12 protein-coding genes are annotated in these 21,571 nt (G+C 64.3%); 5 read left to right on the top strand and 7 right to left on the bottom strand.

From position 1 onward, the window contains the following. Positions 1-23: 23 nt before the first annotated feature. Positions 24-1,943, bottom strand: a complete 1,920-nt coding sequence (locus ROY82_00060) for an ATP-dependent helicase (GenBank protein MDT3680854.1) — start codon at positions 1,941-1,943, stop codon at positions 24-26. Between the two features lie 657 nt (positions 1,944-2,600). Here ROY82_00060 and ROY82_00055 point away from each other — a divergent pair. Then, complete coding sequence (locus tag ROY82_00055; protein ID MDT3680853.1) at positions 2,601-3,431, top strand: Fic family protein; 831 nt, start codon at positions 2,601-2,603, stop codon at positions 3,429-3,431. A 183-nt stretch (positions 3,432-3,614) separates the two neighbouring features. Here ROY82_00055 and ROY82_00050 read toward each other — a convergent pair whose 3' ends face one another. Further along, a complete protein-coding gene (locus ROY82_00050; protein ID MDT3680852.1) occupies positions 3,615-4,181 on the bottom strand; it encodes a plasmid pRiA4b ORF-3 family protein in 567 nt (188 codons plus the stop codon). A 395-nt stretch (positions 4,182-4,576) separates the two neighbouring features. Here ROY82_00050 and ROY82_00045 point away from each other — a divergent pair, with 395 nt between their 5' ends. Then, positions 4,577-5,524, top strand: coding sequence for an HNH endonuclease (locus ROY82_00045; protein ID MDT3680851.1), 948 nt, complete (start codon positions 4,577-4,579; stop codon positions 5,522-5,524). Between the two features lie 194 nt (positions 5,525-5,718). On the opposite strand, the gene ROY82_00040 is transcribed toward ROY82_00045, so the two are convergent. The 5 genes from ROY82_00040 to ROY82_00020 form a co-directional block, all read right to left on the bottom strand. Next, the gene (locus ROY82_00040) at positions 5,719-6,195 is read right to left on the bottom strand and encodes a YbhB/YbcL family Raf kinase inhibitor-like protein (protein MDT3680850.1); all 477 of its coding nucleotides are present in this window, start codon (positions 6,193-6,195) and stop codon (positions 5,719-5,721) included. A 148-nt stretch (positions 6,196-6,343) separates the two neighbouring features. Then, positions 6,344-6,811, bottom strand: coding sequence for a hypothetical protein (locus ROY82_00035; protein ID MDT3680849.1), 468 nt, complete (start codon positions 6,809-6,811; stop codon positions 6,344-6,346). Continuing rightward, complete coding sequence (locus ROY82_00030) at positions 6,795-7,424, bottom strand: DUF433 domain-containing protein (protein MDT3680848.1); 630 nt, start codon at positions 7,422-7,424, stop codon at positions 6,795-6,797. The genes ROY82_00035 and ROY82_00030 overlap by 17 nt, the downstream gene beginning before the upstream one ends. A gap of 273 nt (positions 7,425-7,697) precedes the next feature. Next, complete coding sequence (locus ROY82_00025) at positions 7,698-8,546, bottom strand: hypothetical protein (GenBank protein ID MDT3680847.1); 849 nt, start codon at positions 8,544-8,546, stop codon at positions 7,698-7,700. 132 nt (positions 8,547-8,678) lie between these two features. Beyond that, positions 8,679-9,656, bottom strand: coding sequence for a WYL domain-containing protein (locus tag ROY82_00020; GenBank protein MDT3680846.1), 978 nt, complete (start codon positions 9,654-9,656; stop codon positions 8,679-8,681). Between the two features lie 350 nt (positions 9,657-10,006). Here ROY82_00020 and ROY82_00015 point away from each other — a divergent pair, with 350 nt between their 5' ends. The 3 genes from ROY82_00015 to ROY82_00005 form a co-directional block, all read left to right on the top strand. Beyond that, positions 10,007-15,223 carry a DEAD/DEAH box helicase gene (locus ROY82_00015; protein ID MDT3680845.1) on the top strand — a complete coding sequence of 1,739 codons (5,217 nt, stop codon included), beginning with the start codon at positions 10,007-10,009 and terminating at the stop codon, positions 15,221-15,223. Positions 15,224-15,359: 136 nt separating this feature from the next. Further along, positions 15,360-18,188 (top strand): helicase-related protein, encoded by a 2,829-nt coding sequence (locus tag ROY82_00010; GenBank protein ID MDT3680844.1) that lies wholly within the window; start codon positions 15,360-15,362, stop codon positions 18,186-18,188. A gap of 3 nt (positions 18,189-18,191) precedes the next feature. Then, on the top strand, positions 18,192-21,571 hold a 3,380-nt coding region (locus tag ROY82_00005), incomplete at its 3' end, for an N-6 DNA methylase (protein MDT3680843.1).

Raw genomic sequence — 21,571 nt, 5'->3', positions numbered from 1 at the left:
CAGAGCGGTTGAGGGCCAGCCCGTCAACCCCACTCGTCCAGATCAACTAGCGGCGCGGGCCTTCTCGTCGACAACGTCGCCTCACCAACATGATCCATCAACGCGTCGGGCACCTCCTCTAAGAACGCGGGCGCCGCGCCGCTCGTTTGGAACCCCACATAACCGCCCCGGGAGTTGCTCAACAACAACTCGTCCTGCGCGCGTGTGATGGCGACATACAGAATGCGGCGCTCCTCCTCTACTTCCGCCTCGCTCCCAAGGCTACGCACGAACGGGTACATCCCGAACTGCGCCTGCGGGATGAACACACGCTTTCCCTCCAACCCTTTGGCGCTATGTACGGTTATCAGGGTCACGACGTCGCCACCTGACGTGCTCGCCTGCGTGCCGTGAATCGGGTCGAGCGTGTACGTCTCGATGAAATCGTTCAGGTCGCTGCGACGCTCAGCGAGGCTTACCATCAGCTTCATGTCGGGCCGGCGCTTCGGCCACTCCTCCTTGTACTGCTGCTCGAACGTGGGCTCCATCGTCGCCAACGCCGCGGCTAACGCCCGACCGGGTTCGGTGGGGTGTTGCGCCACTGCGCGGATTGGCGCCAGCACCTCTAGCGCGCGCCGGTCGAGTTCCTGTTCGATCACGAGTCGCGCCTCGGCGATGGTGCTGCACTCCATCAGCCTCGACACCACGCGGTCGGCCGTCACATCACCCACGCCCCTGAATAGCGTCAAGTAACGCATCCACGCGAGCTCGTCCCTGACGTTGGTGGTGGCACGCACCAGCGCCAACAGGTCTTTGGTGTGAGATAGTGCGAACAGGCTCGTGCCACCGATCACCACGTGTGGGATGCCCTTCTCCACCAAGCTTGCCTCGATCTCCCGCGCCGCGCTCATGGTGCGCATGAGGATCTTGTTCGTACCGAACGCGTCCCCCGCGTTATGCGCCTGCAGGATGGTATTCGCTACCCAGTCGGCCTCCTCGAAGGCCGACGCGAAGTGCCGCATGACAGGCTTCTCGCCCTCGCCGCGAGTGCCAACCAGGTGCTTGTCGTAGTCAAGGGGGCTCTGCTCGAGCAACCAGTTCGCCATGTCGAGGATGCGTTGGCCGCTGCGGTAGTTCTCCTCCAGCCTTAGGACCGTGCCGCCCAGCACGCGCTTCGTGAATGAGTGGATCGACTCGAAGTCGGCCCCTCTGAAACCGTAGATGCTCTGCCCGTCGTCGCCCACCATGAAAACGCGCGTGTGCGGCACCAGCGCGTCGATGATCTTCCACTGCAACGGGTTAAGGTCCTGCCCCTCGTCGATGAGAACCTCGTCGTACCGCGTGGCGACCTTCTCGGCCAGCTTAGGGTCTTGCGTCAACGAGTCGGCCAGAACTTCGAGGATGTCGTCGAAATCCAAGTAGCGGCGCGACTTCCTGTACTCGTCGTACCTCAGCACGGCAGCCCCAACGAACTTGGTCTGCTCGCCGCCGAGCTCAGTGAACTTCTCCAGGTACGCCTCGACGGACACGAGCGTGCTGCGCGCATAACTCACGTAGTCAAGCACCTCGGCAGGGGAGGGGAAAAGCCGCAACTGCCCCTTGGGGATGAGTTGAACCTTGATGCGCCTCAGCACCTGCAGCTGATCACCGCGATCGATGATGGTCCACTCGTGCGGCTTCACGGGCAGGTCGCGGCGCGCGTGCATCAGGTGGATGGCCCACGCGTGGAACGTCCCCGCGAAGAGGCCATGGTGGCGGGTCCCGATGCGGCTGCGCATCTCCTGAGCCGCGCGGCGCGTGAACGTCAGCAGCGCGATCCTGGCCGGGTCGACACCGTCCCCGATTAGGCTCCGGGCGCGCTCGATGATGGTGAACGTCTTGCCGGTGCCGGCGCCCGCCAACACCAACGCGTGCCCGCCACGCCACTCGATCGCGGCACGTTGCTGCGCGTTAGGGGAGTACACGAGCGCCATCCGTTGCGGCCATCATCGCCCGTTCCAGCGCGAGGTGCGCCGGTAGAAGCCACAATCGGGAGAGCGAGTCCTAAAGGAGGAAGCGCGTTCTTAAAGGACGGAATACCTTGAGTACGCGTGTGTCCGGAGGGTCCAACGAGCTCGAGAGATGCTGCCATGCAGTACCGGGTCGACGATATCCGCCGCAAGCCAATGACCGACTCCGCTTCGGTGAACTGCTTTGGTGAAGGCCAGCTTTCACATGGCCATAAACCTTGTCCATGGTAAAGGCAGCCGTTACTATGTAGCCATGAACCGCCTGTACGCAAGGCAGCGTTTCCTATGACGCTCGCCGATCCCGCCGATCGTGCCGGCCGCTATGTCCGGCAAAGGTGGATATCAGGCATTCTTGCCGGCGCCGCTGCCACCTGATCCGCCCATTCGAATAGAGGGTGAACTTCAAGCTCTGCTCTCCCAAGCCGACCGTGCACTGGGTCGACTCGATGGTTCAATCCTGACCCTGCCGCATCCCGATCCCTTCGTTGCTATGTACGTCCGCAAGGAGGCGGTGCTATCCAGCCAGATAGAGGGTACACAAAGCTCGCTCCAGGACGTGCTAACAGCGGAGGCCGCATCTTCTCGGCAGCTCATCCGGATGACGTTGACGAGGTGTTCAACTACGTCAATGCCATGAACTACGGGCTCGAGCGGCTGGCTACCCTACCGGTATCGGTGCGGCTGATACGAGAGATCCACGATCGGCTACTAGCCGGTGTCCGCGGGCAACACCTGTCGCCCGGCGAGCTGCGCACAAGTCAGAACTGGATTGGTCCCGGCGGCTGTACGCTCGATCAGGCGACCTTCGTGCCTCCTCCACCGCATGAATTGCCCCGTCTGCTGGGCGAACTTGAAGATTTCCTGCACGACGAGTCGCCGCTGCCACTCTTAATTCGAATCGGCCTAGCCCATGCCCAGTTCGAAACCATCCATCCTTTCCTCGACGGCAACGGCCGGATCGGGCGGCTGCTGATCACATTCCTGCTGTGTGAGAAGCAGGTTCTGTTAAAGCCGGTACTGTATCTCTCGCATTATTTCAAGCGCCATCGCCAGGAGTATTACGATCATCTGCAGGCGGTGCGGGACCAGGGCGCCTGGGAGCAGTGGCTGATCTTCTTCTTAACGGGCGTCTACGAAGTAAGCCAGCAAGCCACCGAGACGGCCGGCCGCATCCTGTCGTTGCGCGAGCGCCACAGGCAGCTCATCGCCGACGCTCTTGGCCGCGCGGCCGGCAACGGACATCGTGTGCTAGAACATCTCTACCAGCATCCGATCGTGGCCGTGACCGAAATCCAGGACCTGAATGAGACGAGCTACCCCGCTGCCAACAATCTGGTCGCGCAGCTCGTCGCGCACGGCGTGCTGCACGAAATAACCGGACAGAAGCGTAATCGCCGTTTCATCTATAGCGAGTACGTCGAGCTGTTCTACGATGAGAGTTAGGGGAAGGCCCCCGCATGAACGGTGAGGTCGGCGAACGAGAGATCCAGACGCAGAAACGAGTACTGGAGTTCTTCGAAGACGCCCTTGGGCACGCCTACCTGGGCAACCGAAAGCGCCGATCAGGATAGCTACCGAACCGTGGGCAAGGCGGCGAAACACGGGCTAAGTGTGGCGCGCGAACCGTCAGACAACACCAAGCGCCGCGTTGATCTCCTCTAGGCTGAACGCTTCAGGGTCGAACGAGTCATCCACCCACTCGAGGTACTCAGCGTGTTCCTCGTGTTCCGGATCGCCGAGCACGGCCAACAGGTTCATGTACCCTCCAATGCCGCCACAATCTCCGGGTGGAGCGCTGCGTTTGCCCTTGATGCACCTGGGGTACTTAGTCGTAGGATCGGGCTCGAAGATCTTCTCCAGCACGATCTTGTGCCGCCAACCGTCACCGAAATCGTACTCGTACATCATCGTATCTTTAGTTTTCTTGAGAATTGACCCTATGGTGTAGGCCCTCTCATCCCGAACGCCACGTGGCCATTCCGGATCTTCGACGCCGTACTCGTGACCGCCGGCAGTGAACTCATGCAGGTGGTAATCCCACCAGTAAAACGCTACCTGCAACAGATCGTGAAATTCGGCCAGCGTCATGCCGGCTCGAACTTGCAGAGTGCGCCAGATGGGCGGCCTGATCCCTTCAAGGGTGACCTTCAGCTGAAAAACAGGGCCACCTGTGGGCGTTAGATCTTCGGACATGTCCTAATTGTAGGCGAGGACTTGGCCCAGGAACCAGCCTCTCGGATGAGGCCCAGCGTCGGTCGGGTCGGCGCCCGACGCTAGGTCGCCTGCGATCGCGAGGAGGTTTACCTCGTTCTTGGTGATGAATACCCGCTCCACGGGCCAGCGCAGCACCGAGAACCGCTCCCGAATGCACCAAAGTCATCCAGCGGATATTCGTGACACTGTCCAGGGGAAACCTGGTTTCCCTCGGTTGGGGGACATCCAATTTCCCGAAGTACAGTTGGGTTGCACCGCGCGATCGGGGGCCGCGGTTGGCGAGACCGCTGCTCGCCGGCCGGAGTGAAGCTCGGTTCTCGGCCGGCCACCACACACCTGAAAACCGCTAATATCGCCACAGGAAGCCGCCATCCATGAACCTGTTCCTGGGCCTTACAGACCACGATTGGTACACGTACCTGCGCGACCTCGCGCCGGACGAGGTCAACTTCTGGTGGCCCAGCGCCGGCCAACCGTTCAAGTCGCTCGAACCGGGCGAGCCGTTCCTCTTCAAAGCCAAGAGCCCCTACTGGTCTATCGTTGGCGGCGGGTTCTTCGTCCGGTACGTGACGGCGCCCGTATCCCTGGCCTGGCAGGCATTCGGCGAAGCCAACGGCACGCCCGACGCGCACACGCTCCTAGCGAGGATGCGTAAGTATCGCCGTGACGACTCACCCGACCCAGAGATCGGCTGCACCATCCTCACCGAGCCGTTCTTCTTCCCCGAGGAGCTGTGGGTGGACCCGCCCGCCGACTGGGCCAGGAACATCGTGCGCGGCAAACGGTACTCGACCGCCGACGAGATCGGGGCGCGGCTCTGGGACACCGTCGTGGAACGCCTGGCAGACCCCCGCACCAAGACCGGGCCAACCATCCAGGAACCCACGCAGGGCGGCCTCTTCGCGGCCGACCAACGTGCGCGGTACTCGGAGCCCAGGCTCATCAGGCACCGCCTCGGCCAAGGCGCCTTCCGCTTGAGCGTCCTGGACGCGTACGACAAACGCTGCGCCGTCACCGGCGAACGCGTGGTGCCCGTCCTCGAGGCCGCCCACATCAGGCCCTACGCCAACGAAGGCCCCCACCTCGTAACGAACGGCCTGACCCTCAGAGCCGACATCCACCGCCTGTTCGACCTCGGCTACGTGACCGTCGACAGCAACCTCAAGTTCCACGTCTCGAGCCGGCTAGACACGGAGTACGCGAACGGCAGGGACTATTACCGCTTCCAGAACCAGCCATTAAGCGTGGTGCCCACGCGCCAGGAGGACAGGCCAGGACGCGAATACTTGGAGTGGCACGGGGACGTGGTGTTTCGGCCTTGAGGCGAGGGCGGGAGGAAGTTCTGAAGCCGAGTCGTGGGCGTTAGCCATGCCAGGCCGTTGCCCATGTCAGAAGACTCCAGGTGAGAAAACGACAAACGCCCTCTGAAGACGCCGAAGGCAAAGTTCCTTAGCCGGCTTGTCACGACGAGCCGAGGGCGACGCATGACACTGGCCACACCGGGCCAGCTCGACCGTCAGCCGATCTGGTAGGTACCGATCAGCCGGTTCATCCCCAGCAGGTGCGGCTCGGCAGCACGCAAGAGCCCCGCAAGATCGAGGCCCGCCTCGAACTCGGTGTCGGTGTCCAGGGCCAGCACCCAGAAGTAGTAGTGGTGAGGCCCATGGCCCGGGGGCGGCATCGGTCCGCCGTACCCCGTGCCGCCGAAGTCATTGCGGCCCTGCGTACCCTCTCGGGTTCCTTCCGCCAGGTTGGTCGTGGATGCGGGCAGGTTGTAAAGCACCCAGTGCACGAAGCCGTAACTCCCGTGCTCTACCTTTGGCGCGTCTGGATCGTGGCAGAAGATCGCGAACCACTTGGTTCCCTCTGGAGCGCCCTGCCACGCGAGCGGTGGAGATGCGTCGTCCCCTTCCCCCGTGTAGCGCTTAGGGATAGCGCCTAGTGACCCGAAGGCCCTGCTGGTCAACTGCATCTTGGAAGGTGCGAATGCCATGCTTCGATTGTAGGGGATCGTGGACGGGCCGGGCAGTGAGGAGCCCACCGCACGGACCGACGGCACCGCGGGGCACCCAACCGACCGGCTGCTCGGCGTAGATCGGCACGATGATGTCTAGCATCGGACTCGGCGGTACGGCGCTCGCTCAGCCCCCTCCGAACTGGGTCGAAAGATCCTCGCGCGACTTGTAAATCCGGAGCTCCCCGTGCCCTCCGCGCTTCAGCACTGAGGCGGACGCTGGCCGCGAGAGCTTCGCAATGAAGGGCGCCGGATGCTTCGCCACGAATCTCTGGATCGATGAATGCGCCTTGACGAAGTTGTGTGCGAGTTCGTCCGCTGGGACGCTCCCGCCTACGATCACGATCAGCCGAAGACCCGCGGCGAACACCGCGTGCAGTTCGGTTGGTGTGCTTCCGATCCGCTTGTCACGCGTAATCGCGACGAGTCCCCAGGCTGCTACTTGGGTGATCCACTCCTCGTCTGGAGTGTCAGGCGAGAAGATCTCATCGTGCACGCGCGCTGGCAGTCCGTGCTTGCGCAGAATGCCGGGGAACACAATCCGCCCTAGGCTTCGATCGACGAAGAACTCGAGCGGTTCAGGCGGCTTCTTCAAAGACGATTGCGGCACGGATCTGGGCCGTCGTTAGGCCGTAGTCTTCAGCGAGGAAGTGCTCGTCCTCACCGGCGTTCATACGCTCGGCGATCACGGTTGTCTGAATACCGGTGCCTGCTATCACCGGTTGCCCAAAGCCCCGGCGCGGGTTGATCGAGATGGGGCGGTCGCCATCCTCGCCAAGGAACACCGTTGACGCTCGCGGGAACGGGAAGAACTCCGTGGGTGTGAAGAGCTGGTCGAGAGTTACCCGCTGCAGGTGCGCCTCGAAATAATCCTCGAGTGCGATCTGCTGGGTGCGCCGCAGGTGCACGACGCGGCCGTACTGCTCGATGAAGATCTCTCCGAACGCCGTCCCCAGGCTGTCTAGCAGAAGGGGCCTTCCAACGCCAAGGCGCTCCGCCGCCACGTCGAGTGCCTCACGTACAGCACTCATGGGCACCTCGTGGACGCGCCGCAGCGCAAGCAGCATGTGCGCTTCGATGAGGTTGTTGAACGACAACAGCTTCGGAACCTCGCTTGCCGGGCGGATCAAGGGATCGAAGTGAGAGCGGCCAGCCGTCGTCTCGTATGGACGGCCGAAGAACCACGTGCGGAGCGTGGAAACATTCATACGCAAGTACCGCGCGGCCTGCGTAGGGCCGTAGTTCGGTACCTCACGCGGGTCCGGCAGGACGTAAAACGCTGGTTCCATCTCGGTGACAGTCAGGATGGGCTCCTCCTACTACAGGATGCTACATCGGCGCGTTGAAAGTACACCCGCGTGGGCAATTGCCGAGGGGCGGTACTCCCCTCTGAGGGAAGATGTGTCTGAGGGCAGCTCTTCGAATAGCGCCATCTGCACCGGAACCGCAACGGTTCCTACGCACCTCGCAATCATACGTACTCACCGAAGCTCCAAGTCCGCCAAGATCCCCGCGTGATGACTGGAATTCAGCCTGAACTCATGCAAGTATTCGCAAGCAACCGGCTTGAAGACCTCCGAAGCGAAGACATGATCGTAACGGTAGCGCGACACCTTGTTCGTCGCCTCCCAACTGAAAGCCTCCCTCTCATAGCCATGCAAGCCACGGAACACGTCATACATGCCGTACTTGCCAAGGCCCTGAATAACGTTGCGCTCAGCCGCAAGCCAACGGTCCCTCAAGACCGGCCTCAACGCCGCAGGGCACGACTCCTCCCAGTAACCCACCTCCCCATCAGGCCGCTCGAAACGCGGCGTATTGAAATCACCAGTCAACACCTTAGGAAGCTCCGGCGACTCGGCCAGGCCGGCAAAAACACCTTCGAAAGTCTCCGTCTTCTTCGCCAACCGATCAGCACCAGCCTCCCTGTCCTTCCGATAAAGTGTGATGCCAGTCGAAGCGTTCGGCACGTGAACCGTGTGAACCGCGAACTTGCCGCCCGGGCCCGCCACCACCGCCGACAGCGCTCGCTCCGGCCAAGGCAAATCCCAACGCGTTGGATCCAGAACCTCGAAAGGCCAGCGGCTAGCCAACAGCAGGCCATCGAGCCGAAAGCCGCCGTCCAGCGCCACACCGAACCTATCAGCCAACTCGAAACTGTCAACCACCTGATAGCCGCGCTCGGCCAGGCCACGCCGCCAATAACCAACTTGCTGACGCCGCATCTCCTGAAGCGTGACGACGTCCGGCGCCAAGTCACCCAGCCGACTAAAGAAACGCGGGTAGAGCCTCGTTCCGCCATCGGTTGCGTTCAGCGATAACAACTTCACACGGCTTCCTCCCTAGTGTTTCTAGGACCACCGTAGCCGCGGTACGCGACAAGTAATGACGCGGTGTGACGTCAAACCAGGGACTTCGCCTCCCCGGAGGCAGGTAAGTCTGCTTGATTGTGCTCGCCTCGGTTAAGAGCTAGTCCCGCCGTACTGGCGAGCGGCCTCGCCCAGCCGACTCGCCACGTACGCGCGCAACTCAACGGGCTCGAGAACCTCGACCTGCTCGCCCCAACTGAGCAACCAGGGAATCAAATCGATAGGGATGCCGTGCTTATCTACCCCAGCAGTGAGCCGTAAGAAAAGGTCACCCTCCTCGCTGATCTCCTCCACCACGGCCGCCCGCACGAAGCTCTCGTCCAAGTGGCGCGCCCCCTGCTCCGAAATCCGGATCAGCACCTCGATCTTCTTGCCACCGACGATGCCCCAGGCGTGCTCCAAATAGGCACTGGCATCGAATTCTGCTGGGATCTGATACTGCTCATCGGTCAACGAGGCGTTCGATATGCGATCAATCAACAGAGTCACCTGATGCTTGAAGTGACTGCGTTCCAACCCGATGACGTAGGTCAGCAAGTTGATCGGGCTCACCTCGACGAAGTAGGTCTCGAACACGTAAGGATGCGGCTTGCCACTACCGATGGGAGCCGTATAACTGAACTTCATCACCCGACCACTGAACCAGGCCTCGGCCACCAGCTCGAGGTTTCGCTGGCTAGGCTCGCCGGTCTTCGACTTGTGGCGCTCGAGACTACGCTCCAATTGCAGCCGCGCCGGCTCGGGCAAGCGTGTTGCCAGCTTCCGTAGCGCGCTCCGATAATGCCGCTCGTTCGACCTGGTGTGATGCAACAACAGTCGAGTCGCGCTGTGCACAGCCAGCGCTTCGACCCGGTTCAGTTCTCCACTACGGTCGACCTTCGGCAGGCTATAGCGGCCGCGTTCATCGCGGTTCAACTCGGGAAAATCCGAACTAAGCTCGTTCAGGTAGCGCTGGATCTTGCGCTGGCTGAGGTCCAACTCGCCAGCCAGGTCCCGGCTCGACATCGGACGCGACCTGAGAAGGTCGATCAACCGCTGGAGGTTCTGAGCCTTTGTCAGGCTGCGCGCCATGAGGTCATGCTACCGGTGGAGGCCAGGCTAGGTTCAATCGGTGATCGCAACACCTCGGAGGTCACCCTCGCGCCAAATACGCGTTCAAGATGCAACTACTGCGCTTGCCTCGGTGGAGTGCTCGAGATTGCCTGTCCTTCGAGGTAATCCTGATCACGCCAAACGCATGACATGCGCCGTCCAGCCGCTCGTGGCCTGCGGACCTTGCCGAAGTCCGCCGCAGCATGCCAGCACCGCAGGAAGCGCGACTATCGGCTACCAGACGTAAGAATGTGCGATGTCTCCCCCAAGACTTCGAGGCATTCCAGGTAGGCTATCTGAGCGATTGCGCCAGTTGCATCGGGGGACAAGTGGACATCTTCAACTTCCGCAACCTACTCACCCGCGACTACTCCGAGTATGCGCGCAGCTTCATCCACGTCACGACGCACGATGTTGCAAACAGAGTGCAGAAAGCCTTCGATACCCAGGAGCTCTGGCCCGAGCCCCTGGTGCAGCTGAACCCGGCCTTTGCTACCGGCGCCAGCGTGCCGGACCTCGTCAAGGGCGACAAGCTTCATCCGCTGTGCGCGGACGTCTTCCGTCACGGCAAGAGCGAGACGGAGTACGGCGTGCCTCTCGATCTGTACAAGCATCAAGTGGAAGCCATCGACATCGCGCGAGGCGGCGACAACTACGTCGTCACGACGGGCACGGGTTCGGGAAAGAGTCTTACGTACATCATCCCGATCGTCGACCACGTGCTTCGACATGGGTCCGGCAAGGGCATCCAGGCCATCGTCGTGTATCCCATGAACGCGTTGGCGAACAGCCAAGCGGGTGAGCTCGAGAAGTTCCTGGGATTCGGCTTCGGCAGCACGCCGCCGGTTACTTACAACCGCTACACGGGTCAAGACGACGAGGAAACCCGCCGGCGCATCAAGGAGAACCCTCCGGACATCCTGCTGACCAACTACGTGATGCTCGAGCTCATCCTCACGCGGGGACGGGATGAGTCCCTCGTTCAGTCTGCGTCGGGCTTGAAGTACCTGGTGTTCGACGAGTTGCACACGTACCGCGGTCGCCAGGGTGCAGACGTAGCCATGCTGATCCGCCGCGTCCGCGACCGCATGGGCGGGCCCGACCTGCAGTGCATCGGTACGTCGGCCACCATGGGTAGCCGCGGCGGCATCCGCGAGCAGCGCGAGGAGGTGGCGCGCGTCGCCACCAAGGTGTTCGGTGACGACGTGAAGGCCGAACACGTGGTCGGCGAAACCCTCCGACGCATCACGGCCCCCATCGACCTCGATGACGCCAGCCTGCCCGAGCGGTTGGCCGCCAGCGTGCAGGCCGTCGAGTCGCTGATCACTAAGCCGTTCTCGGAGTTCGTGCAGGATCCATTGTGCTCGTGGGTGGAGTCGACCATCGGCGTGCGGGTGGACGAGGAAACGGGCACGCTCGTGCGGCAGACGCCGCAGCGCCTCACCGGCCCGGACGGCGTTGCTGCCGCGCTCGAGCATCTCACGGGGCTCCCAACGGGCAGTACAGAGGCCCCGTTGCAGCGCTTGCTTACTGCCGGGTACGACATCGTGGACGACCCGGCCAGCAACCGGCCGCTGCGGGCGTTCGCGTTCCGGCTGCACCAGTTCTACAACCGGGGCGACACCGTGTACGCCTCGCCCGAACCACCAGGCGAACGGTACGTGACGTTGCGGGCACAGAAACTGGTGCCAGGGGAGCCCCAGAAGGTGCTGTTGCCGCTGGCGTTCTGCCGCGAATGCGGGCACGAGTACTACACCGTGTGGCGAGCGCAGGACGAGGGCGGCCTGAGGTTCACGCCGAGGCGCCTGGGTGAGGTCCGTGGCACGGGTGACGCCAGCGCCGGATATCTCTACATGAACGCGGAGCGGCCATGGCCTGCGAAGGACTCACTCGAGGAGTTTCAGGCATTGCCGGAGGATTGGCTCGAGGAGAAGAACGGCGAGCTGCGCGTGAAGTACGACAAGCGCGAGCGAGTCCCATCGCCCGTCAGCCTACTGCCGGACGGTCGGCCGGGCGTGGGAGGCGCTGCCTTCCAGTTCGTGCCGGCGGCGCTGAACTTCTGCCTGAACTGCGGCGTGTATTACCCGTCAAGCGGCAACGAGTACTCGCGCGTCAGCGTGCTGGGAACAGGTGGACGAGCAACCGCAACCACCGTCTTGTCGCTCTCCGCCATCCGGCAGTTACAGGCTACGGACGACCTGCCCGCGAAGGCGCGGAAACTGTTGAGCTTCACGGACAACCGTCAGGACGCCAGTTTGCAGGCGGGGCACTTCAACGACTTCGTGGATGTCGGCATGCTTCGCGGCTCGCTGTACAAGGCGGTGCGCGACGCGGGCGATGCAGGTCTCGGCTTCGACGCAGTCGCGCCGGCGGTGTTCCAGGCGCTCGACATGGATCTGTTCGAGTACGCCGCCAACGTTGGTCAGTTCGTGGGCACCGCCATCCGGAACGATGCGGCGAAGTCGCTGCGCGAGGTGTTGTCGTACCGCATCTACCGCGACTTGGAGCGGGGCTGGCGCCTCACCGCGCCTAACCTCGAGCAGGTCGGGTTGCTTGAAATCCGCTACCCGGATCTGCTGGACGCCTGCTCGCAGGACGCCTTGTGGGCGGACACACACGAGGCTCTCGCAGGTGCCAACGCGCAGCAGCGCTTCGACGTCGCCAAGGTGCTACTGGAGCACTTCCGCCGCAACCTTGCCATCGACACCGAGTGGCTCGACCCGGCCTTCCAGGAGCAGGTCCAGACGCGCAGCCGCAACTTCCTTAAGGGCCATTGGGCATTCGACGAGAACGAGAAACTGGAGTACCACACGACCGCGTACCCGCGCTCGCAAACCAAGCTCGAACGTGGCAAGAATATCTACGTGTCCGGCCGCAGCCAGTACGCACGTTACCTGCGGCGCTTGGCGACCTTCCCACACCTGGACGCGAAATTGACCGTCGAGGACTCCCAGACCATCATCAAGATCTTGCTCGAACGACTCGCCAACTACGGATTCCTGGCGGTCGTGCACCCTGGCACGAAGGAGGGGCAAGTCCCCGGGTACCGTCTGCGCCCCAGTGCTCTGAGGTGGCATGCGGGGGACGGCACCCACCCGTACGACGACCCGCTCAAAGCCGTGCGCGGCGAGGAGGAGGATGGGCACATCAACGTCTTCTTCCGGCGCTTCTATCAGGAGACGGCGCTGCACCTGGGCAACCTCGAGGCGCGCGAGCACACCGCGCAGGTGCCGAGCGAGTGGCGCGAGGAGCGCGAGGAGGAGTTCCGCGAGGGGCGCCTGCCGGTGCTGTACTGCTCCCCGACGATGGAGCTTGGGGTAGACATCGCCGAGTTGAACATCGTGAACATGCGCAACGTGCCTCCCACCCCTGCGAACTACGCACAGCGCTCGGGCCGTGCCGGCCGGAGTGGGCAACCAGCATTGGTGTTCACTTACTGCGCCACGGGCAGCGGACACGACCAGTACTACTTTGCTCGGCAAGACCGCATGGTGGCGGGTGTGGTGGAGCCACCGCGCCTCGATCTCGCCAACGAAGACCTCGTGCGTGCGCACGTGCACGCCGTGTGGCTGTCGGAGACGAAGGCCGACCTTGGCCGCTCTCTGCGCGACGTTCTGGTCATCGACGAACCCGCCCTGCCCGTCCGGGAGCAACTGCGCGCAGACCTGGAGAACCCACAGGCTAGGTTGCGGGCGGCCACGCGTGTCGCGAAGCTGCTCGAGCGGGACGAAGAAGCGTTCGCGAATGCGCCTTGGTACCACCCGGAGTGGTTGAACGACACACTGCGCAACGCCGCGGAGAACTTCGACCTGGCCTGCGACCGCTGGCGCGAGCTGTACCGCAGCTCCACCGCGCAGTTCCACGCTGCCAACGCCGTCATCGCCGACGCCACCAAGAGCGCGGGGGAGAAGACGCAAGCCAAGCGCCTGCGCGGCGAAGCCGAGAACCAGATGGGACTACTCACCGACACGGGCAAGGCGATGCAGAGCGACTTCTACTCCTACCGTTACTTCGCCAGCGAAGGCTTCCTACCGGGCTATTCGTTCCCGCGCCTGCCGCTGGCGGCGTACATCCCCGGCCGGCGCCTTGGCGCGGTGCGTGACGAGTTCGTGCAACGCCCGCGCTTCCTGGCCATCCACGAGTTCGGGCCGCGCGCGCTCATCTACCACGAAGGCTCGAAGTACCGCGTCACCAAGGTCAATCTCGCGCAGGACAACGAAGTGGAGGGCCTCGCCAGCGGCCGTGCCAAGCTGTGCAGAGTTTGCGGGTACCTGCACCCGCTCGTCGGCGACCCCGGCCCGGACACGTGCGAGCATTGCCGCGCGCAACTCGACCACACCCTGGTCGATCTGCTGCGCCTGCAGAACGTCTCCACCACGCGAGTGGCGCGCATCAACAGTGATGAGGAGGAACGCCAACGCCTCGGTTACGAGGTCATCACGGCCGTGCGCTTCGCCACCAGCGATGGCCGACCCGTCACCCGCGCCGGCACTGTCAAGGGCGCCGATGGTGCGGAATTGGCCAACGTGACCATCGCGCCCGCCGCCACCCTGTGGCGCATCAACCTGGGTTGGCGCCGACGCGAGAACAAGCACGCCTACGGCTTCCCACTCGACCTCAAGAGCGGCAAGTGGGCCAGTAACAAGGAAGCCGAAGGCCTCGACGAGGCCGACAACGACGCTGCCGCCGAAGGCTTCAAGCAGGTTAAGACCGTCATCCCCTACGTCGACGACACGCGCAACGCCATGCTGTGGGAACCGGGCGGCAACCTGCACCTGGACGAGGCGCAGTTCCACACGCTACGCGACGCGCTCAAGACCGCCATCCAAGTCGAGTACCAACTGGAGGAGAACGAGCTCGCCGCCGAACTTCTCCCCGGCACCCCGGACACTCCACCGCGCACCATCCTGCTCTACGAGGCCGCCGAGGGCGGCGCCGGTGTGCTGCGACACCTGCTGGACGAACCCACCGCCGTGAGCCGCATTGCCATGCGCGCGTTGGAGATCTGCCACTTCGACCCCATCTCGGGCGAGGACCAAGACCACGCCCCGCACGCCGCCGAACGTTGCGAGGCCGCCTGCTACGACTGCCTTATGTCCTACAGCAACCAGATGAGCCACGCGTTACTCGACCGGCACGCCATCCACGAGCACCTCATGGCCCTGACCGCTGCGCGCACCGAGGCGTCCAGCACGCATCTACCGCGCTCAGAGCAACTCACGCGCCTCCGGCGCCTGTGCGAATCCGACCTCGAACGCAACTTCCTCGACCTACTCGAGCGTCGCGGGCACCGCCTGCCCACGCACGCGCAGCAACGCATCGAGGACGCCGGCACCCGCCCCGACTTCGCCTATCTAACCGACAGCATCAAGGCCGTCATATACGTCGACGGCCCACATCACGACCACCCCGAGCGACAGATGCGCGACTGCGAGTTCGACCAACGCCTCGACGACCGCGGCTACACCGTCATCCGCTTCCACCACTACGACGACTGGCCCCGGAAACTCGAGGAGTACGCCTGGCTGTTCGGACCCGCGCGATGACCATTCGCCGACTCAACCGTGCCCGCGCGATGACCGTCCACCGCCCCAGTCGTGCCCACGCAACGACGGCACGCCGCCCCAACCGAGCCCCCGTGAGCGCCTCAGCAGCCACAGGCCCACGAAACGGAGATCCAGCGTGACGTTCGAAACCGGTAGCCTCGTCCGTACCCGTGGCCGCGAGTGGGTGGTGCAACCCGACAGCACCGACGACTTCCTCGTCCTGCGCGCGCTCGGCGGGCGGGCAGAGGAAACCACCGCCGTCTACCTCCCCCTCGAACGCGACGACGTCACAAGCGCCACCTTCGCCCTTCCAACTGGCGACGACCTGGGTGACGCTCGCAGCGCCGGCATGCTACGCGACGCTGCCATGCTCACCGCACGCGCCACCACCGGGCCGTTCCGCAGCCTCGGGCGCATCGCAGTGGAACCGCGCCCCTACCAACTCGTGCCGCTCCTCATGGCGCTCAAGCTCGACCCCGTACGACTCCTCATCGCGGACGACGTCGGCATCGGCAAGACGATCGAAGCGGCACTCGTCGCTCGCGAGCTGCTCGACCGGGGCGAGATCACGCGCATCAGCGTCCTTTGCCCACCCCACCTGGCCGAGCAGTGGCGTGACGAGCTCGCCGAGCGCTTCCACATTGCCGCCGAGCTGGTGCTGCCCAGCACCGTGCGCAAGCTCGAACGCGGTCTGCGCCTCGGCGAGAGCGTCTTCGACCGGCACCCCTTCACCATCGTCAGCCTCGACTACATCAAGTCTGAGCGGCACCGCGACGAGTTCCTGCGCGGCGCGCCCGAACTCGTCATCGTCGACGAGGCGCACACCTGCGCCGACCCCGGCACCGTCGGGCGCAGCAGCCAACACCAACGCCACCGGCTGCTGCGCGACCTCGCGCGCGACCCCACGCGCAACCTCCTGCTCGTCACAGCGACCCCCCACAGCGGCAACGAGCACGCCTTCCGAAGCCTCCTGAGCCTCCTCGAGCCAGCCTTCGCGCAACTCCCGGAGGACCTCAGCGGTCAGCACAACCAGCAGGCGCGGCGCGCCCTCGCACGACACTTCGTGCAACGCAAACGCGGCGACATCCGCAGCTACATGGACGCCGCCACGCCCTTCCCTGAACGCGACGACGCTGACGTGCCCTACACGCTCAGCCCCGAGTACAAGGGCCTCTTCGAGAAGGTTCTGGCATATGCCCGCGAGACACTCGACACCGGCGACGGCAGCCACCGGCAACGCGTGCGTTGGTGGAGCATGCTCGCGCTGCTGCGCGCCCTCGCCAGCAGTCCCGCCGCCGCCGCCAGCACTCTACGCAACCGCGCCGTCGTCAGCGAGACCGAGTCCGCCGCGGAGGCCGATGAGCTCGGGCGGCGCACCGTCCTCGACCAAGTAGACGACGAGACCAACGAAGGCATCGACGTCACCCCCGGCAGCCAAGAGACCGACGACGACGCCAGCAACCACCGCAAGCGCCTCCTCGCCTACGCCCGCGAAGCCGACGCGCTTGGCGGCGAGCACGACAACAAGCTCTCCACCGTCATCAAGCTCGTGAAGGATCTGGTCAAGGACGGGTACGCGCCCATCGTCTTCTGCCGCTTCATCCCCACCGCCGAGTACGTCGCCGACGCGCTCCGCGGCGCCATGAACGGCGTGGACGTCGCCGCCGTCACCGGCAGGCTGGTGCCCGAGGAACGTGAAGCGCGGATCCTCGACCTCGCCAAATCCGAAAAACGCGTGCTCGTCGCGACGGATTGCCTCAGCGAAGGCGTGAACCTGCAGGCCGCCTTCGACGCCGTCATCCACTACGACCTCAGCTGGAACCCCACGAGGCACGAGCAGCGCGAAGGCCGCGTCGATCGCTACGGCCAACCTCAACCCAAGGTCCTGATGCGCACGATGTACGGCACCGACAACCAGATCGACGGCATCGTGCTCGACGTGCTCATCCGCAAGCACAAGACCATCCGCACCAGCCTCGGCATCAGCGTCCCAGTGCCCGCCCAAAGCGACGAACTCATCGAAGCCATCTTCGAAGGACTGCTCCTGCGCGGCCTCGACCGCGGCCACGCCCAGCAAGCCGCGCTCTTCGACGACCTCGACGAGTACATCAAACCCAAGGCGGCCGACCTTGGCCGTAAGTGGGACGCCGCCGCCGACCGCGAACGACGCTCCCGCACCGTCTTCGCGCAGGAAAGCCTCAAACCGGACGAGGTCATGCGCGAACTCACGGCCGCCCAAACCGCCCTCGGCGGCAAGCACCTGCTCGAGCGCTTCCTCACCACCGCCGTCCGCGCCCACAAGGGCATAGCCACCCCTACTCGCCACGGCGCATTGGACCTCGACCTCAGCAGCGCCCCCACCGCTCTCAAGGACGCCATCCACGCCGAGCACACGCGCATGCGCGCACGCCTCGGACCACCAACCAGACCCGGCGAGACGCTTCTCACCCGCACCCATCCGTTCACCGAGGCGCTAGCCACGTACGTGCTCGACGCCGCCCTCGACGAACACCTTGAGAGCACCGCCAAACGGGCCGGCGTCATGCGCACCCACGCCGTCGAAGTCCGTACGACTCTCCTGCTCGCCCGGTTCCGCTACCACCTCACCACCACCCACGCCGGCCGCACCTGGCAGACTCTCGCCGAGGACATCGCCCTCCTCGCCTACCAAGGCGCCACCGAGAGCGCTACCTGGCTCGAAGAGGACGCCACCGCCGCGCTCCTCGCCGCCACCCCGGGCGGCAACATCGACCCCGGCCAGGCCCGCGACTACCACCAACGCTTCCTCGACGGCGCCAACGCCATCAACCCCCACCTCAACGACACCGCCGAGGCGCACGCGCAGGCGCTGCTGGAGGCGCACCGCCGCGTGCGCGAAGCGGCGCGCGCAAAAGGCCTGCGGTACCAGGTCGAACCGCTCCTTCCCGTCGATATCCTCGGCGTGTACACCTACCTTCCCGCCTAGGTCATGGCCCGCCACCACGACTTCACCACCATCCGCACCGAAGGCGCGCTCCTTCCCCCCGACCTCCTCAGACGCCTCCGCGACACCGACAAAGACCTCCCCGGCCTCACTCCCGACGCCTACCACCTCATCGGGCACACCCGGCTCAGCGAAGCCATCAGCGAAGCCTGGAACAAACTCCAAGGCGCCTGGGCCGCCTTCCAAGCGGCCCGCGCCACGATTCCCCCGGGCAACCCCGGCACCGCCACCACTCGTGACCGCTGGCTCCTCCCACTCTTCCAAGTCCTCGACTACGGTCGCCTCCAAACCACCACCGTTCGCGAGTTGGGCGGCAAGACCTACCCCATTAGCCACGCTTGGTCGCACGTCCCCATCCACCTCGTCGGCTGCAATATCGACCTCGACACCCGCACCGCCGGCGTTGCAGGCGCCGCCAGGCAAAGCCCCCACGGCCTCATCCAGACCTACCTCAACGCCACCGACGAAAGCCTCTGGGGTGTAGTCAGCAACGGCCTCAAACTCCGCCTATTACGCGACAACCACACCCTCACCCGCCAGGCGTACCTCGAGTTCGACCTCGAAGCCATGTTGGCCGGCGAGGTCTACGCCGACTTCGTCCTGCTCTACCTCACCCTCCACCAAAGCCGCCTCGAAGCCGACAAACCCGAGAACACCCTCCTCGAACAATGGACCCGGGCCGCTCAAGAACAAGGCACCCGCGCCCTCGACCGCCTGCGCGACGGCGTTCACGCAGCCCTCACCACCCTCGGGCAAGGCTTCCTCGAACACCCCGCGAACACCAACCTCCGCACCGACCTCACCAAGGGCACGCTCACCCCCCAGCACTACTACCGGCAACTCCTCCGCGTCATCTACCGCTTCCTCGTGCTCTTCGCCAGCGAAGACCGCGATCTCCTCCACCCACCAACCGCCAGCGAAGACGCCAGACGCCGCTACACCTACTACTCCACCCGCCGCCTCCGCGACCTCGCCGACGCCATCCCCGGCGGACGCCACCCCGACCAGTACCAGCTCCTCAAACGCACCTGGCACTGGCTCGGCAGCGACGGTGCCTCCGACCTCGCCATCCCTGCCCTCGGTGGCTTCCTCTTCAGCCCCGGTGCCACCCCCCACCTCGACACCGCCGAGCTCACCAACCGCAGCCTCCTCACCGCCATCCGCCACCTCGCATACACCCAGGTCAACCACGCCCGTTACCCCATCGATTACAAGAACCTCGGCGCGGAAGAACTCGGCAGCGTCTACGAAAGCCTCCTCGAACTCCAGCCCCGCCTCGACCCCGACCCCAGCCACTTCACCCTCGAAACGCTCACCGGCAACGAACGCAAGACCACCGGCAGTTACTACACCCCCACCAGCCTCATCACCCTGCTCCTCGACAGCGCCCTCGACCCCGTCCTCGACGAAGCCATGCGCAAGGACGACGCCGAGAAGGCCATCCTCGAACTCAAGGTCGTCGACCCCGCCAGCGGCAGCGGTCACTTCCTCATCGCCGCAGCCCACCGCATCGCCAAACGCCTCGCCCAAGTCCGCACCGGCGACGACGAGCCCACCCCGCAAGCCACCCGAGCCGCCCTTCGCGACACCATCACCCACTGTCTCTACGGCGTGGACCTCAACGACATGGCCGCCGAGCTCTGCAAAGTCGCGCTCTGGCTCGAAGCCCTCGACCCCGGCAAACCCCTTACCTTCCTCGATCACCACATAAAGACCGGCAACAGCCTCATCGGGGCACCCCACACCAAGACAATCCCCCAACTCCTCCAAGACGGCATCCCCGACAACGCCTACATCGCCCTCCTCGGCGACGACAAGCAAACCACCAACGCAGCCAAGCGTCGCAACCGGGAAGAACGCGGCGGACAAAGCAGCCTCTTCGCCAACCAAGACGCCGACCCCGGCGCCGCAGTTGCGCGCTCCCTCCGGAAACTCGAGGCCACGCCCGACGACGACATCGAAGCCACGCGCGCCAAAGAAGTCGCCTACCACCAGCTCGAGGAACAACAAGGCTTCACCCGCGCGCACGCCATCGCCGACGCCTGGACCGCCGCGTTCTTCTGGCCCAAACGCCCGGACCAACCCACCCCCATCACCACCAACGACCTCCACGACCTCGCCAACGACCACACCCTCACCAGCGACCGGCAAGCCGTCATCGGCGATCTACGCGACCGACACCGCTACTTCCACTGGGGCATCGAGTTCGCCGACGTCTTCCACCGCGAACACCCGGGCTTCGATGTCGTCCTCGGTAACCCGCCCTGGGAGCACACCGAACTCAAAGAGCAGGAGTGGTTCGCCAGCCGAGACCAAGACATCACAAACGCACCTACCGGTGCCGCCCGCAAAGCAGCCATCGACCGCCTCGAACACGAGAATCCGAGTCTCCACCGCGCATTCTTGGAGGCTAAGCGCCGGCATGATGGAATCGCGCACTTCATAGCGAAATCGGGTCGCTACCCGCTCTGCGGGCGGGGTCGCATCAACACGTACGCCGCTTTCGCCGAACTCGACCGCGACCTCACCCGCGCCACCGGACGCGCCGGCTTCATCGTCCCCAGCGGCATCGCCACCGACCACACCACCCAGCACTACTTCCGCGCCATCACCGAGAACCACAACCTCGTGAGCCTCTACGACTTCGAGAACCGCCGCAAGGTCTTCCCAGCCGTGGACAGCCGGGTGAAGTTCGCCCTCGTCACCCTCAGCGGCTCCGCGCGACCCATCCAAGAAGCCTGGTACGTCTTCTTCGCCCACGAACCCACCGACGTGCTCGACGCCGACAAGCGCTTCACCCTCACCGCAGACGACATCAAACTCCTCAACCCCAACACGCGCACCGCACCCACCTTCCGCACCCGCCGCGACGCCGAGATAACCAAACGCATCTACCAACGCTTCCCCGTCCTCATCAACGAAGAAACCGGCGAGAATCCCTGGGACATCACCTTCAAGCAAGGGCTGTTCAACATGACCAGCGACTCCGGACTCTTCCGCACCCGCGACCAGCTCGAAGCGCAAGGGTATGAGCTCGACGGCAACATCTTTCGGCAAGGTAATGGGACTTACCTGCCTCTTTACGAAGCGAAGATGATTCACCATTTCGACCACCGCTTCGCTACGTACGAGCGCGACGGCAGAATCCGCGACACGACACTCGAGGAGCACCAAGATCCGAGCTTCGCGCCGATGCCGAGGTACTGGGTGGAGGACGTGGAGGTCGAGGAGCGGCTCGTGAAGCGGGACCGGGATGGGAACGTGATCTGGCGGTGGGAGCAGCCTTGGTTGTTGGGGTTCCGCGACATCGCCCGCAGCACGGACGAGCGTACGGCCATCTTCTCGCTTATCCCGCGAGTGGCCGT

Origin of the sequence: Truepera sp. (assembly GCA_032027045.1) — a bacterium.
Lineage (GTDB): Bacteria > Deinococcota > Deinococci > Deinococcales > Trueperaceae > JAAYYF01.
The sequence above is the reverse complement of the archived record's forward strand: the minus strand, read 5'-3'. Positions and strand labels throughout refer to the sequence as shown.

Bases quoted from the DNA above. Each gene is read 5' to 3' on its own strand.
- ROY82_00040 (MDT3680850.1), bottom strand. From the start codon at position 6,195: ATGGCATTCGCACCTTCCAAGATGCAGTTGACCAGCAGGGCCTTCGGG.
- ROY82_00030 (MDT3680848.1), bottom strand. From the start codon at position 7,424: ATGAATGTTTCCACGCTCCGCACGTGGTTCTTCGGCCGTCCATACGAG.
- ROY82_00050 (MDT3680852.1), bottom strand. From the start codon at position 4,181: ATGTCCGAAGATCTAACGCCCACAGGTGGCCCTGTTTTTCAGCTGAAG.
- ROY82_00020 (MDT3680846.1), bottom strand. From the start codon at position 9,656: ATGGCGCGCAGCCTGACAAAGGCTCAGAACCTCCAGCGGTTGATCGAC.
- ROY82_00045 (MDT3680851.1), top strand. From the start codon at position 4,577: ATGAACCTGTTCCTGGGCCTTACAGACCACGATTGGTACACGTACCTG.